This is a genomic window from Enterobacter sp. JBIWA003 (assembly GCF_019968825.1).
GTDB lineage: Bacteria > Pseudomonadota > Gammaproteobacteria > Enterobacterales > Enterobacteriaceae > Enterobacter > Enterobacter quasiroggenkampii.
This window is the reverse complement of sequence record NZ_CP074170.1, coordinates 1,002,725-1,016,203: the sequence shown is the minus strand read 5'-3', so window position 1 is coordinate 1,016,203 and position 13,479 is coordinate 1,002,725. Positions and strand designations below refer to the sequence as shown.

Below are 13,479 nucleotides of genomic sequence, written 5' to 3'. Positions count from 1 at the left end.
GGTTACTCCTTTTCCTGCTGTTCTGGTTTCAACGTACGAATCAGCCAGATCAACAAACCGATAATGAAAAATGCGCTAGGGGCCAGCAGGAACAGGCCGTTTGGCAGATACCATCCGCCGTTTTGCACCGTGTCCAGCACCGTGATGCCAAACAGCTTGCCGCTGCCAATCAGCTCTCGCAGGAACCCCACGGTCAGCAGGATCGCACCGTAGCCCAGACCGTTGCCGATACCGTCCATAAAGCTCGCCAGCGGCGGCATTTTCATGGCGTAGGCTTCCGCACGCCCCATGACGATACAGTTGGTGATAATCAGCCCGACAAACACCGAGAGCTGTTTGGAGGTTTCATAGGCGAAGGCGCGCAGCAGCTGATCGACCACGATCACCAGCGAGGCGATGATCGCCATCTGCACGATGATCCTCACGCTGTTGGGAATGTGGTGGCGGATCATCGAGATAAACATGCTCGAAAACGCCGTAACCAGCGTGACGGCCAGCGTCATTACCACCGCCGTTTCCAGCTTGGTGGTCACCGCCAGGGCTGAACAGACGCCCAGCACCTGCAGCGTGATCGGGTTATTGGCGAGCAGTGGGCCAATGAGCACCTTTTTCACTTCTTTCAGTTCACCGGTATCAGCCATTGTTCAGCGCTCCTTCACGTACGTTTTTCAGGAAAGGACCAAAGCCCAACTCGCCCATCCAGAAATCAAAACTGTGCTGCACGCCGTTTGAGGTGAGCGTGGCACCGGAAAGCCCGTCGACCGCGTAGTCGTCACCGGGACGTGCCGCTCCTTTCATCACCTTCAGCGCAGGCAGACCGTTATCGTCGAGCACTTTCTTGCCGACAAACTGTGCCCGCCAGTTCGGATTTTCCACTTCGCCGCCCAGCCCCGGCGTTTCGCCCTGGTCATAATACGTAATGCCTTTAACGGTGCGGCCATCCGTATCAAGGGCTACAAAGGCATACATCATTGACCACAGGCCGTTGCCGTAGACAGGAAGCACCACTTCCTGAATGCGTTTTTGGGTGTCACGCACCAGGTATATTTCGGCGAGATTGCTGCGGCGCTTAATCCCGGCAGGGTCTTGCGATGCCTCGAGCGTCAGGCTCATCTGCGGATCTTTCAGCGCCAGCGCCTGGTTGAAGGTTGCCGGGTCTTTATCCAGCAGCTGGCCGGTTTTTAAATCCACCAGACGCGCGGAAATACGTTCGGCAAAGACGGCCGAAACCTCATCTGCGCTCATCCCCTCCTGCATCAGCCCGGCCACGGCCAGAATGTTGCGCTGTTTATCCAGGGCACGTTGCTCCTGCTGCAGGGGTTTTAACCCCACGGCAGAACCGGCCACGACAATGGAGCAGACCAGACAGAGCACCACCACCACCAGCAGCGTTTTGCTGATGCTGTCGTTATTTTTGACTTCAGCCACGCGCCTTCCTCCGCTTGATGTTGGCCCGCACCACCAGGTAATCGAAGAGTGGCGCAAACAGATTGGCAAACAGAATCGCCAGCATCATCCCCTCCGGATACGCCGGGTTGACCACGCGGATCAGGACGCACATCGCGCCAATGAGCACGCCATAGCTCCATTTACCTTTATCGGTAAACGAGGCCGAGACGGGGTCCGTCGCCATGAACATCATGCCGAACGCGAAGCCCCCCAGCACCAGATGCCAGTACCACGGCATAGAGAACATCGGGTTGGTGGTCGAACCGATAAGGTTGAACATCGTGGCGGTCAGCACCATGCCGATCATCACGCCCGCCACAATCCGCCAGGAGGCCACGCGCCCAAACAGAATGATCGCCCCGCCAATCAAAATCATCAGCGTCGAGACTTCACCGATAGAGCCGGGAATGTTGCCCATAAAGGCATCAAACCAGGTCACGGGCTGACCCGTCGCGTTGTTCACCAGCGTTTCGCCGCCGTGTGCCGCCCACTGTGAAAGCGGCGTCGCACCGGAAAAACCGTCTGCCGCCGTCCAGACCAGATCGCCTGAGATTTGCGCCGGATAGGCAAAGAAGAGGAACGCTCGTCCCGCCAGCGCCGGGTTGAGGAAGTTCCGCCCGGTGCCGCCGAAAATTTCTTTAGCAATGACCACGCCAAAGCTGATGCCCAGCGCCGCCTGCCAGAGCGGTAAGGTTGGCGGGACAATCAGGGCAAACAGAATCGAGGTCACGAAGAAACCTTCGTTGATCTCATGTTTACGGATGATGGCGAACAGCACTTCCCAGAAGCCACCCACGATAAATACCGTGAGGTAAATCGGCAGGAAGAACACCGCGCCCAGCGTCATCATGCTGATCCAGCCTGCGTCTGGCGCAAAGTTCACCCCTAACGACTGGGCCAGGCGGTAGTGCCAGTCAGACTGAAGCACCTGCGCCAGCTGCTGCGCATCATACATGTGGTGCAGCGCCGGAAGGGTCTGCAAACCGACGTTGTACATCCCCCAGAACATCGCCGGGAAGACTGCAAACCACACCAGAATCATCATCCGTTTAAGGTCGATGGCGTCACGAACGTGCGCCGCCCCCTTCGTCACCAGACCCGGCGTATAGAAAATGGTTGCCGTTGCTTCATACAGCGGGTAGTACTTTTTGAGCTTCCCTTCGGTAAAGTGCGGCTCCATTTTTTCAAAGAGGTGTTTTAAGCCCATCGGTTATCCTTCCTGCTCAATGCGGGTTAACACCTCGCGCAATACCGGTCCATATTCGTATTTTCCCGGACAGACATAGGTACAGAGCGCCAGATCTTCTTCGTCCAGTTCCAGGCAGCCCAGCGCCTGCGCGCTGTCGGTGTCACCGGCGAGCAGATCGCGCAACAGCATGGTCGGCAGAATATCCAGCGGCATGACGCGCTCGTAGTTGCCAATCGGGACCATGGCGCGCTCGCCACCGTGCGTAGTGGTCGAGAAGTTAAACAGCCTGTTACGCAGGAAGTGGCCCAGCGTGGTCCGGGTAACGGAGTATTTTTCCGCACCGGGCAACACCCAGCCGAACAGCTCTTTGTCGCGTCCTTCCTGCACAATGCTGACCTGCAAATGGAAACGCCCCAGATAGGCGTGCGCCTGCACAGCATGGCGGCCACTGAGGACCGAACCGGAAATCAGCCGGTTTTCGCCCGCTTTGGTTTCGTCGGTCAGTAGTTCATTGATATCCGCGCCAATCAGCGTTTTCACCAGACGCGGGTTTACCGCCTGCGGCCCGCCGATGGCGATGACACGTTCTGCGCACAGCTCTCCGGTGGTGAAGAGCTTCCCGATGGCGATGACGTCCTGATAATTAAGGTGCCAGACCTGTTTCGCCAGGCTTACCGGCTCAAGAAAGTGGATGTGCGTTCCAACCAGACCCGCCGGATGCGGGCCCGCAAACGCATTAAACGTGACCTGCCCCTGCGGATGTCCGCCGAGCTTGCCGCCACCGGCCTGGCAAACGTGGACTTTCCCCGACGTCAGGCGGGTTAACACGGTCAGCCCGGCATCAAAGGCTTTGCGCTGCGCCAGGATAACCGGCTGCGGGTCCACGCTGAGCGGGTTGGTGTCCATTGCCGTGACAAAAATCGCGGCCGGTTCCGTGCCCGGCATAGGGGATTTGCTGAAGGGACGGGTACGAAGCGCGGTCCATAAACCGGATGCCAGAAGTTGAGCCTGAACAGCGTCACGGCTCAGCGACGCGAGGTCTGCGGCATCGTAATGGGCGAATTCACGCTGTTCGTTGCCTTCAATGCGGATAACCACCGACTGCAGAACGCGTCGTTCGCCACGGTTAATCGCCACAACGGTGCCACTTGCGGGGGCCGTGAACATCACGCCGGGATTTTTTTTGTCCTCAAAGAGCGCCTGTCCTGTGATCACGCGATCGCCTTCCTGTACCAGCATAGAAGGTCGCATTCCCAGGTAGTCGTCGCCCACAATGGCGACATGACGGACACGTGCGCCTGTCGAAACGTGCTGCGCGGGCACGCCTGCAATCGGCAGATCAAGTCCTTTTTTTATTTTAAACATGTGGTTAGCAGGTTTCCATGAACAACAATCCAGTGGCCGCGAAGTGTAACATTTTCCCCTTCTCGCGGGCAGGGAAACCGCCGTCGTGCGCTCCAAATTGCGAGCTAATGCGCAAAGTTCCTGGAGCCATCGCGATTTTGATGGTTTATAAAGTAAAACTAATTTGTAAACTCACCGCCCGGCTCTTGCGAAAATCTATAGCGGTGCTAATGTGAGCGCTCCTAACAGAATAATCTGATTTCGGGTCTCTTTTGCCGTCCTGGCAAGTTGGTCATGGTTTTATCAAGGAACTAGTAGTATGCGTAAAATCGCATTGTTCATTGCGATGCTTCTGATTCCGTGCATGTCGTTTGCCGGACTGCTCAGCAGTAATAGCTCAACGACGCCGGTCAGCAAGGAATATAAACAGCAGTTAATGGGATCGCCGGTTTATATTCAAATCTTCAAGGAAGAACGCACTCTCGATCTGTTTGTGAAGATGGGCGAGACCTATCAGCTGCTTGATAGTTACAAAATTTGTAACTACTCCGGCGGACTGGGGCCAAAACAACGTCAGGGCGACTTCAAAAGTCCGGAAGGGTTCTACAACGTTCAGCGCAGCCAGCTCAAGCCTGACAGCCGCTTCTATAAAGCCATTAACATCGGCTTCCCGAATGCCTATGACCGTGCACACGGTTATGAAGGTAAATACCTGATGATCCACGGTGCCTGCGTGTCTATCGGCTGTTATGCGATGACCGATTCCGGCATTGATGAGATCTTCCAGTTCGTGACCGGCGCGCTGGTCTTTGGGCAGCCTAGCGTACAGGTCAGCATCTATCCGTTCCGCATGACGGACGCCAACATGGCACGTCACAAGTACTCATACTACGCGGATTTCTGGCAACAGCTGAAGCCGGGTTATGACTACTTTGAGCAGACCCACAAGCCACCGGTGGTCTCTATCGTAGATGGCCGTTACGTGGTCAGCAAACCGCTGAGCCACGAAGTCGTCCATCCACAGCTGGCGTCAAATTACACGGTCCCCGAGACAAAATAGCACCCACTCGCCTGGCATAATCTTTTGCCAGGTTTCGTTGCCCGTCAGCGGCTGCGTTGCAATAACAGTGACCACATCGTTCGGTGTGGTCTCCTTCTGAAAGTCTATCTCCACATCCTGATCCAGCAGCGTCGCCACGCCAAACGGCGCACGGCGGGTGATCCAGAACAGATTCGTCGAGCAGAACGCCATCACATAGCGGCCGTCAGAGAGCAGCATGTTGAACACGCCTTTTTCACGTAGCTCGGTCGCCAGCGTCGCGATGTATTTAAACACGGCAGCCATGTTGCCGGGCGTGCGGGGATAGCGCTCCGTCAGCTTGTGCAGCAGCCAGCAGAAGGCTTTTTCGCTGTCGGTTTCGCCAACCGGGCGGAAATTGCCCGTCTCCAGCGACTTATAGCCCGTGAGTTGCCCATTGTGCGCGTAGGTCCAGTTACGGCCCCACAGCTCGCGGGTAAACGGATGGGTATTTTCCAGCGCCACTTCGCCGCGGTTAGCCTGGCGAATGTGGGCGATCACCGAGCGGGACTTGATGGGATAGTCCTGCACCAGTTTGGCAATCGGTGAGTTAAAGCTGGGCTGTGGATCTTTGAACGTGCGACACCCTTTAGCTTCGTAGAAGGTGATGCCCCAGCCGTCTTTATGCGGCCCGGTTCCTCCACCGCGCTGCACCAGCCCGGTGAAACTAAAGCAGATATCGGTTGGCACATTCGCGCTCATCCCGAGCAGTTCGCACATACATCACCTCCACAACAGCGGGGGCAGCGCCCCAATGGATATGCCCCCCGCGAAGTCTTACTTAGCCATCTCTTTTTCGATCAGCTGGATCAGGATGTGGATCACTTTGATGTGAATTTCCTGAATGCGGTCAGCATAACCGAAGTGCGGAACGCGAATTTCAACATCCGCCGTACCGTCCATCTTACCGCCATCTTTACCCGTCAGGGTGATGACTTTCATCCCTTTTTCACGCGCGGCGGCGATCGCTTTGATCACGTTACCGGAGTTGCCGGAGGTAGAAATCCCCAGCAGCACGTCGCCTTCACGGCCTACCGCTTCAACGTAGCGAGAGAAGATGTGGTCGTAACCGAAGTCGTTGCCTACGCAGGAGATGTGGCTCACGTCGGAAATCGCAATCGCCGGATAGCCCGGGCGGTTTTCGCGATAGCGACCGGTCAGCTCTTCTGCGAAGTGCATCGCGTCACAGTGAGAGCCACCGTTACCGCAGGAGAGCACTTTGCCACCCGCTTTGAAGCTGTCGGCCAGCAGGACCGCAGCGCGCTGAATAGCGTGAATATTGGCATCATCTTTCAGAAAGTTAGCCAGCGTTTCCGCCGCTTCGTTCAGTTCGTTACGAATAAGATCCTGGTACATGAGGATAATCCTTCAGTATTGATGAAATAACACAGTGGAGTGTACCGGATAGCGGGAAAAGCGAGAAGCTAAAGCCATGCGAAACGTCCGGCGTTTTGCTTTTTCGTGCCGGGTAAAACGCGAACAATGTGAACCAGGTTGTAATTATTTTGTAAACACATTGCTAAAGGAAATAACATCAACTACAACCATATCATCACAAGTGGTCAGACCTCCTACAAGCAAGGGAGCTTTTCTTTATGATGATTTTGAGCATTCTCGCAACCGTTGTTCTGCTCGGTGTGTTGTTCTATCACCGCGTAAGTTTATTCCTGAGCAGCCTGATTCTTCTGGCCTGGACGGCTGCGCTTGGCGTCGCAGGTCTCTGGAATATCTGGCTTTTAGTCCCTCTTGCCATCATCCTTCTGCCGTTTAACTTTGCCCCGATGCGTAAATCAATGATCTCTGCACCGGTGTTCAAAGGCTTCCGCAAAGTGATGCCGCCAATGTCGCGCACTGAAAAAGAGGCGATTGATGCGGGCACCACTTGGTGGGAAGGCGACCTGTTCCAGGGCAATCCGGACTGGAAAAAGCTGCATAACTACCCGCAGCCGCGTCTGACCGCGGAAGAACAGGCGTTTATTGACGGCCCGGTAGAAGAAGCCTGCCGTATGGCGAACGACTTTGCTATCACCCATGAAATGGCCGATCTACCGCCAGAACTGTGGGCGTACCTGAAAGAGCATCGCTTCTTCGCGATGATCATTAAGAAAGAGTACGGCGGTCTGGAGTTCTCCGCTTACGCTCAGGCTCGCGTGCTGCAAAAGCTGGCAGGCGTTTCCGGGATCCTGGCGATTACCGTTGGCGTGCCTAACTCCTTAGGCCCGGGCGAACTGCTGCAGCATTACGGTACGGAAGAGCAAAAAGATCACTACCTGCCGCGTCTGGCACGCGGTCAGGAAATCCCTTGCTTCGCGCTGACCAGCCCGGAAGCAGGCTCCGATGCGGGCGCGATTCCGGATACCGGCGTGGTCTGCATGGGCGAGTGGCAGGGCGAGCAGGTGCTGGGCATGCGCCTGACCTGGAACAAGCGTTATATCACGCTGGCCCCTATCGCCACCGTGCTGGGTCTGGCCTTTAAGCTCTCTGACCCGGAAAAACTGCTGGGCGGCGAAGAAGATCTGGGCATTACCTGTGCACTGATCCCGACCTCTACCCCAGGCGTCGAGATTGGTCGTCGTCACTTCCCGCTGAACGTGCCGTTCCAGAACGGTCCGACCCGCGGCCAGGATATCTTTGTGCCGATTGACTACATCATCGGTGGCCCGAAAATGGCCGGTCAGGGCTGGCGTATGCTGGTGGAATGTCTGTCGGTGGGCCGCGGTATTACCCTGCCGTCTAACTCAACCGGCGGTCTGAAGTCGGTGGCGATGGGGATTGGTGCCTACGCGCACATCCGCCGTCAGTTCAAAATCTCCATCGGCAAGATGGAAGGTATCGAAGAGCCACTGGCGCGTATCGCGGGCAACGCCTACGTGATGGACGCCGCCGCCACGCTGATTACCTACGGTATTATGCTGGGCGAAAAACCGGCCGTACTGTCCGCCATTGTGAAGTACCACTGTACCCACCGCGCGCAGCAGTCAATCATTGACGCGATGGATATTGCAGGCGGTAAAGGCATTATGCTCGGCGAAGGCAACTTCCTGGCGCGCGGCTATCAGGGCGCACCGATTGCCATCACCGTGGAAGGGGCAAACATCCTGACCCGCAGCATGATGATCTTCGGTCAGGGCGCAATTCGCTGCCATCCATACGTGCTGGAAGAGATGGCCGCTGCGCAGAACAACGACGTGGATGCCTTCGATAAGCTGCTGTTCAAACATATCGGTCACGTGGGCAGCAACAAGGTGCGCAGCTTCTGGCTGGGCCTGACGCGCGGTCTTACCAGCGCCACGCCGACCGGCGATGCAACTAAACGTTATTATCAGCATCTGAACCGTCTGAGCGCCAACCTGGCCCTGCTGTCTGACGTTTCCATGGCGGTGCTGGGCGGCAGCCTGAAGCGTCGCGAACGTATCTCTGCCCGTCTGGGCGATGTGCTGAGCCAGATCTTCCTGGCCTCTGCGGTCCTGAAACGTTACGACGACGAAGGCCGTCAGGAAGCGGATCTGCCGCTGGTGCACTGGGGCGTGCAGGATGCGTTGTATCAGGCTGAACAGGCGATTGACGATCTGCTGGCGAACTTCCCGAACCGCTTCGTGGCAGGCGCCCTGCGCGTGGTGATCTTCCCGACCGGTCGTCACCATCTGGCGCCGTCCGACAAGCTGGACCACAAAGTGGCGAAGATCCTGCAGGTTCCGAGCGCAACCCGCTCCCGCATCGGTCGCGGTCAGTATCTGGCACCGACGCCGCATAACCCGGTGGGTCTGCTGGAAGAAGCGCTGCTGGACGTGATGGCCGCCGATCCGATTCACCAGAAGATCTGTAAACAGCTGGGCAAAAACCTGCCGTTTACCCGTCTGGACGAACTGGCAAAACAGGCGCTGGCCGGGGGCATTATCAGCAAAGATGAGGCTGCTCTGCTGGTGAAAGCCGAAGAGAGCCGTCTGCGCAGCATTAACGTGGATGATTTCGAACCGGATGAGCTGGCGACGCAGCCGGTAAAGCTGCCGGAGAAGCACCGCAAACCTGAAGCGGCATAACGCGTTTCGCTTATACAAACCCCGCCTCGCGCGGGGTTTTTTATTGCCACATTTTCTCGTTATGTCGTGCTACAGTGTCAAAAAGTGGTCGTTTGAGGAGTCTGAATTGTGCCTGGTCTGAAGATTTCTATTTTGCAGCAACCTTTAGTGTGGATGGATGGCCCCGCCAACCTGCGCCACTTTGATCGTCAACTGGAAGACATTACCGGGCGTGATGTGATTGTCCTGCCGGAAATGTTCACCACCGGCTTCGCCATGGAAGCGGCAAAACAGTCAATGCCTCAGGATGAGGTGGTCGCCTGGATGCACGCCAAAGCGCAGCAGACTAATGCGCTGATCGCCGGCAGCGCCGCCCTGCAGACCGAACGCGGGCCGGTGAACCGCTTCCTGCTGGTGGAGCCGGAAGGGAACGTGCATTTTTACGATAAACGCCACCTGTTCCGCATGGCGGATGAGCATCATCACTATGAGGCCGGTAACGAGCGCGTGGTGTTCGAATGGCGCGGCTGGCGTATTCTGCCGCTGGTCTGCTACGACCTGCGTTTCCCGGTGTGGTCGCGTAACCGCAACGATTACGACCTGGCGCTGTATGTTGCCAACTGGCCTGCACCGCGCTCCCTGCACTGGCAATCGCTGCTGGTGGCGCGCGCGATTGAGAACCAGGCGTACGTGGTGGGCTGTAACCGCGTGGGGACGGACGGCAACGGGCATCACTATCGCGGCGACAGCCGGGTGGTGAATCCGCAGGGCGAGATCATCGCCACCGCCGAGCCGCATCAGGCGACGCGTATTGATGCCGAATTATCGTTAACGGCGCTGAAGGAGTACCGGGAGAAGTTTCCGGCGTGGCAGGATGCGGATCCTTTTAGCATTGAGTGAAAAAAAAGCCGGGTGGCTGCTACGCCTTACCCGGCCTACCAATGTTGCTCGCTTCTTTTAACTCACCAGCGCCTGCCCGTCCTTGCGGCTTTCCGTCGCGGCCACGTAGTGTCCTTCCGGCAGGCGGTAAATCACCTGCGCGCCTCCGAAGTTGTAATCCTGAAGCGGATCTTCCACCACGATCTGATGCCCGCGCTCGCGCAGAGCGGCAATCGTGTTGCGATCGAACGTCGATTCAACGATCACCTCCCTGCCCTGCACTACGCGCCAGCGCGGAGCGTCGATTGCCGCCTGCGGGTTTTGCCCGTGCAGCATGATGCGCAGCGCCATCTGCATGTGCCCCTGCGCCTGCATCGGGCCGCCCATCACGCCAAAGGACATCAGCGGCTGGCCGTTGCCGTCCATCGCAAAGCCCGGAATGATGGTATGGAACGGGCGCTTGCTGCCCGCCAGCGCGTTCGGGTGCTCAGGATCCAGCACAAATCCGCAGCCCCGGTTTTGCAGGCTGATCCCGGTATCCGGCACCACAATGCCTGAACCGAAGCCCATATAGTTGGACTGAATAAACGAGACCATCATCCCGCTGGCGTCCGCGGTGCTGATGTAGACCGTGCCGCTCTGCGTCGGGGAACCGTAGACAAAATCAGACGCGCTGTCGTGGTTGATCAGCGCCGCACGCGACTTCAGATAATGGTCGCTCAGTAGCTCTTTTGCCGCGAACGCCATGTGCTCTTCGTCCGCCACGTAGCGGTCGAGATCCGCCAGCGCCAGCTTCATCGCCTCAATGGAGAGATGCAGAGACTGCACGGAATCCGGATGATGCTTCTCAATGCCGCACTGCTCAAGAATGCCGAGCGCGATCAGCGTGGCGATCCCCTGACCGTTAGGCGGGAGCTCCTGCACCGAACCGCCCGCGAAGTCGCGCGACAGCAGCTCTACCCAGTCCACGCGATGGTTGGCCAGATCCTCAGCCGTCAGGTGCGCGCCATGTTCTTTGGCGAAGGCGGCAATTTTCTGCGCCAGCTCGCCGCGGTAAAAGGCGTCGCCGTTGGTGCGGGCGATCAGCTCCAGCGAGTTTGCCTGCGCCGGGTTACGGAAGATCTCCCCCACGCGCGGGGCGCGGCCTTCCGGCGCGAAGCAGGCGCTGAAGCCCGGCTGATCTTTCAGCTTGTGATAGCCGCGCTGCCAGAGATGCCCAATCAGCGGGGAGACCGGGAAGCCGTTGCGCGCGTAGTCAATGGCGGGCTGCGCCAGCGTGGTCAGCGGCAGCGTGCCGAAGCGTTCCGCCAGGGCGACCCAGCCGGATACCGCGCCCGGCACGGTCACCGCGTCCCAGCCGATTTCCGGCACTGCGGTTTTTCCGGCAAACAGATCCGCATGCCAGCTCGCAGGCGAACGACCGGAGGCGTTCAGGCCGTGCAACTTTTCTCCGTCCCAGACGATGGCAAAGGCGTCGCTGCCGATCCCGTTGCCGGTCGGCTCGACCACCGTCAGCGCCATCGCGGTGGCAATGGCCGCATCCACGGCATTCCCGCCCAGCTGCAGCATCTTCATACCCGCCTGCGCCGCCAGCGGCTGAGACGTTGCAACGGCGTTATGGCCCAGCATCGGCGGGCGTCGTGAATCGTAACCGGACGTAAAATCAAGCGCTTTGGTCATCATGACTCCTTAGTCATGGCGCGGATCGAGCGCATCGCGCAGCCCGTCGCCGAGTAAATTAAAGCCCTGCACGGCAAGGAAAATCGCCACACCGGGGAAAATGGACATCCACGGGGCCTGCTCAAGAAAACCTTTGGCGGTGTTGAGCATAGAGCCCCAGGACGGATTGGGCGGCTGCTGTCCCAGCCCCAAGAACGACAGGCTGGCTTCAGCGATTATCGCCGAGGCAATCGCCAGCGTGGCCTGTACCAGGATCGGCGACATCACGTTGGGCAGGACATACTTAATGATGATCCAGCGATCCGGCAGGCCAATCGCCCGCGCGCCGTCGATATACTCTTCGTTGCGAATGGCGATCACCTGCCCGCGCGTCAGGCGGGCGAAGATCGGCATCGCCGAAAGACCGATGGCGATCATCGCGTTGGTCAGGCTCGGGCCTAAAAATGCCCCCAGCGCGATCGCCATGATCAGGAACGGGCAGGCCAGCAGCGCCTCGATCACGCGCGAGATGACGCCGTCCCACATCTTCTGGAAGTAGCCCGCCACCAGCCCCAGCGGTACGCCGATAACCACGGCAATCACCACAGACATACAGCCCGCCATCAGCGAGGTGCGCGCCCCCCAGATAATGCGGGATAAGATGTCGCGCCCCAGCTCGTCGGTGCCGAACCAGTACATCGCCGAGGGCGCTTTGCGCACCGCCAGGAAGTTGGCCTTGACCGGATCGAACGGGGCGATCCACGGCGCCAGCAGCGCCACCAGTACAAAGAATCCCACCACCGCCGCGCCAATAACCGCACTTTTATTACCGAGGAATTTCTTCAGCACCCGGTTTTGCGCCCGCGGCAGCGCAGGCACAGCGGTTTGCGTCGTCAGTTCTGCCATGGTTAACCTCGCATTTTCGGGTTGATGAGGACGTAGAGCACGTCGGCCAGAAGGTTCAGCATCAGGAAACCGATCGCCACGATCAGCACCACGCCCTGCACCACCGCATAGTCACGGTTGAATACCGAGTCAACGATCATCTTGCCAAAGCCCGGAATGGTGAAAACCTGCTCGGTCAGCACCGCGCCGCCCAGCAGCTCGCCAAACAGCAGCGTAGTGAGGGTGATTACCGGCACCAGCGCGTTGCGAAAGGCGTGCTTCAGGATCACCGCTTTCGGCAGTAGCCCTTTCGCCTGCGCGGTGCGGATGTAATCCGCTTTCAGCACGGCAATCATCGAGGCGCGGGTATGGCGCATCAGCGTTGCCGCAAGGCCCGTTCCGAGCACGGACGCGGGCAGCAGCAGCGTGCGCAGGTTCTGGAGCGGATCTTCGCTGAATGGCACATAGCCGGACGCAGGGAGCCACTGCAAGTTCACCGAGAAGACCAGAATCAGCAGGATCCCCAGCCAGAAGTGCGGGATCGAGATCCCCGAGATCGCCACGAAGTTCGCCCCGTGATCGACCCAGCTGTTTTTGTTCACCGCCGCGAGGATCCCCATGCTGATGCCAAACACCAGCGCGATAATCATCGCCAGCAGCGACAGCTCCAGCGTAACCGGCAGCTTGCTGGCAATCAGCTGCGTCACCGGCTCATGCGTGCGTAAGGAGACGCCCAGATCGCCCTGCAGCGCCCGCGTCAGCCAGTGGAAATACTGCACGGGGATCGGCGCATCGAGGTTCAGCTCCGCGCGCAGCTGAGCGATAACTGCCGGGTCGCGCTCCTCGCCGGCCATGGCGATCAGCGGGTCGCCGGGCAGCAGCTTTTGCAGCCCAAACACCATCATGCTCACCAGCAGTAGCGTCGGGACGGCCAGCAGCAGACGTTTGCAAATCAGTTCCAGCATGGGCTCTCCTCA

Annotated in this window: 12 protein-coding genes; 3 read left to right on the top strand and 9 right to left on the bottom strand. The window is 58.4% G+C overall.

The genetic code is table 11. The annotated features are described in order from the left end of the window. Positions 1 to 2: 2 nt before the first annotated feature. From KGP25_RS04820 to KGP25_RS04805, 4 genes are read right to left on the bottom strand one after another with little or no spacing between them, the layout of a single operon-like run. Complete coding sequence (locus tag KGP25_RS04820) at positions 3 to 641, bottom strand: NADH:ubiquinone reductase (Na(+)-transporting) subunit D (RefSeq protein WP_024909466.1); 639 nt, start codon at positions 639 to 641, stop codon at positions 3 to 5. Next, positions 634 to 1,428 (bottom strand): Na(+)-translocating NADH-quinone reductase subunit C, encoded by a 795-nt coding sequence (locus tag KGP25_RS04815; protein ID WP_223540045.1) that lies wholly within the window; start codon positions 1,426 to 1,428, stop codon positions 634 to 636. The genes KGP25_RS04820 and KGP25_RS04815 overlap by 8 nt, the downstream gene beginning before the upstream one ends. Then, on the bottom strand, positions 1,421 to 2,656 hold the full coding sequence (locus KGP25_RS04810) for an NADH:ubiquinone reductase (Na(+)-transporting) subunit B (RefSeq protein WP_223540044.1): 1,236 nt from the start codon (positions 2,654 to 2,656) through the stop codon (positions 1,421 to 1,423). Before KGP25_RS04810 ends, KGP25_RS04815 begins: the two co-directional genes overlap by 8 nt. Positions 2,657 to 2,659: 3 nt before the next feature. Continuing rightward, positions 2,660 to 4,003, bottom strand: coding sequence for a Na(+)-translocating NADH-quinone reductase subunit A (locus KGP25_RS04805; protein ID WP_111967264.1), 1,344 nt, complete (start codon positions 4,001 to 4,003; stop codon positions 2,660 to 2,662). 298 nt (positions 4,004 to 4,301) lie between these two features. On the opposite strand from KGP25_RS04805, the gene dpaA reads away from it, so the two are divergent. Further along, positions 4,302 to 5,042, top strand: a complete 741-nt coding sequence (gene dpaA, locus KGP25_RS04800; RefSeq protein ID WP_167214374.1) for a peptidoglycan meso-diaminopimelic acid protein amidase — start codon at positions 4,302 to 4,304, stop codon at positions 5,040 to 5,042. Here the strand turns inward: dpaA and KGP25_RS04795 are convergent. Next, positions 5,013 to 5,780 (bottom strand): class II glutamine amidotransferase, encoded by a 768-nt coding sequence (locus KGP25_RS04795; protein WP_223540043.1) that lies wholly within the window; start codon positions 5,778 to 5,780, stop codon positions 5,013 to 5,015. The two genes, dpaA and KGP25_RS04795, sit on opposite strands and share 30 nt — an antisense overlap. Positions 5,781 to 5,837: 57 nt before the next feature. Beyond that, complete coding sequence (gene lpcA, locus KGP25_RS04790; protein ID WP_021242877.1) at positions 5,838 to 6,416, bottom strand: D-sedoheptulose 7-phosphate isomerase; 579 nt, start codon at positions 6,414 to 6,416, stop codon at positions 5,838 to 5,840. A gap of 239 nt (positions 6,417 to 6,655) precedes the next feature. On the opposite strand from lpcA, the gene fadE reads away from it, so the two are divergent. Both fadE and KGP25_RS04780 read left to right on the top strand, forming a co-directional pair. Next, a complete protein-coding gene (gene fadE / locus KGP25_RS04785) occupies positions 6,656 to 9,100 on the top strand; it encodes an acyl-CoA dehydrogenase FadE (RefSeq protein ID WP_048029959.1) in 2,445 nt (814 codons plus the stop codon). 108 nt (positions 9,101 to 9,208) lie between these two features. Then, entirely contained in the window at positions 9,209 to 9,979 is a 771-nt protein-coding gene (locus KGP25_RS04780; protein ID WP_045909852.1) for an amidohydrolase, read from the top strand. 57 nt (positions 9,980 to 10,036) lie between these two features. Here the strand turns inward: KGP25_RS04780 and KGP25_RS04775 are convergent, their stop codons facing one another. Genes KGP25_RS04775 through KGP25_RS04765 form a run of 3 tightly spaced genes read right to left on the bottom strand, consistent with a single transcriptional unit; the run spans position 10,037 to position 13,467 of the window. After that, a complete protein-coding gene (locus tag KGP25_RS04775; protein ID WP_063620866.1) occupies positions 10,037 to 11,638 on the bottom strand; it encodes a gamma-glutamyltransferase family protein in 1,602 nt (533 codons plus the stop codon). 9 nt (positions 11,639 to 11,647) lie between these two features. Further along, on the bottom strand, positions 11,648 to 12,523 hold the full coding sequence (locus KGP25_RS04770) for an ABC transporter permease (protein WP_045909854.1): 876 nt from the start codon (positions 12,521 to 12,523) through the stop codon (positions 11,648 to 11,650). 2 nt (positions 12,524 to 12,525) lie between these two features. Then, the gene (locus KGP25_RS04765) at positions 12,526 to 13,467 is read right to left on the bottom strand and encodes an ABC transporter permease (RefSeq protein WP_206805699.1); all 942 of its coding nucleotides are present in this window, start codon (positions 13,465 to 13,467) and stop codon (positions 12,526 to 12,528) included. Positions 13,468 to 13,479 lie beyond the last annotated feature (12 nt).

Coding starts and splice junctions, on each gene's coding strand:
- KGP25_RS04820 (WP_024909466.1), bottom strand. CDS start 641: ATGGCTGATACCGGTGAACTGAAAGAAGTGAAAAAGGTGCTCATTGGC.
- KGP25_RS04810 (WP_223540044.1), bottom strand. CDS start 2,656: ATGGGCTTAAAACACCTCTTTGAAAAAATGGAGCCGCACTTTACCGAA.
- KGP25_RS04805 (WP_111967264.1), bottom strand. CDS start 4,003: ATGTTTAAAATAAAAAAAGGACTTGATCTGCCGATTGCAGGCGTGCCC.
- dpaA (WP_167214374.1), top strand. CDS start 4,302: ATGCGTAAAATCGCATTGTTCATTGCGATGCTTCTGATTCCGTGCATG.
- KGP25_RS04795 (WP_223540043.1), bottom strand. CDS start 5,780: ATGTGCGAACTGCTCGGGATGAGCGCGAATGTGCCAACCGATATCTGC.
- lpcA (WP_021242877.1), bottom strand. CDS start 6,416: ATGTACCAGGATCTTATTCGTAACGAACTGAACGAAGCGGCGGAAACG.
- fadE (WP_048029959.1), top strand. CDS start 6,656: ATGATGATTTTGAGCATTCTCGCAACCGTTGTTCTGCTCGGTGTGTTG.
- KGP25_RS04775 (WP_063620866.1), bottom strand. CDS start 11,638: ATGACCAAAGCGCTTGATTTTACGTCCGGTTACGATTCACGACGCCCG.
- KGP25_RS04770 (WP_045909854.1), bottom strand. CDS start 12,523: ATGGCAGAACTGACGACGCAAACCGCTGTGCCTGCGCTGCCGCGGGCG.
- KGP25_RS04765 (WP_206805699.1), bottom strand. CDS start 13,467: ATGCTGGAACTGATTTGCAAACGTCTGCTGCTGGCCGTCCCGACGCTA.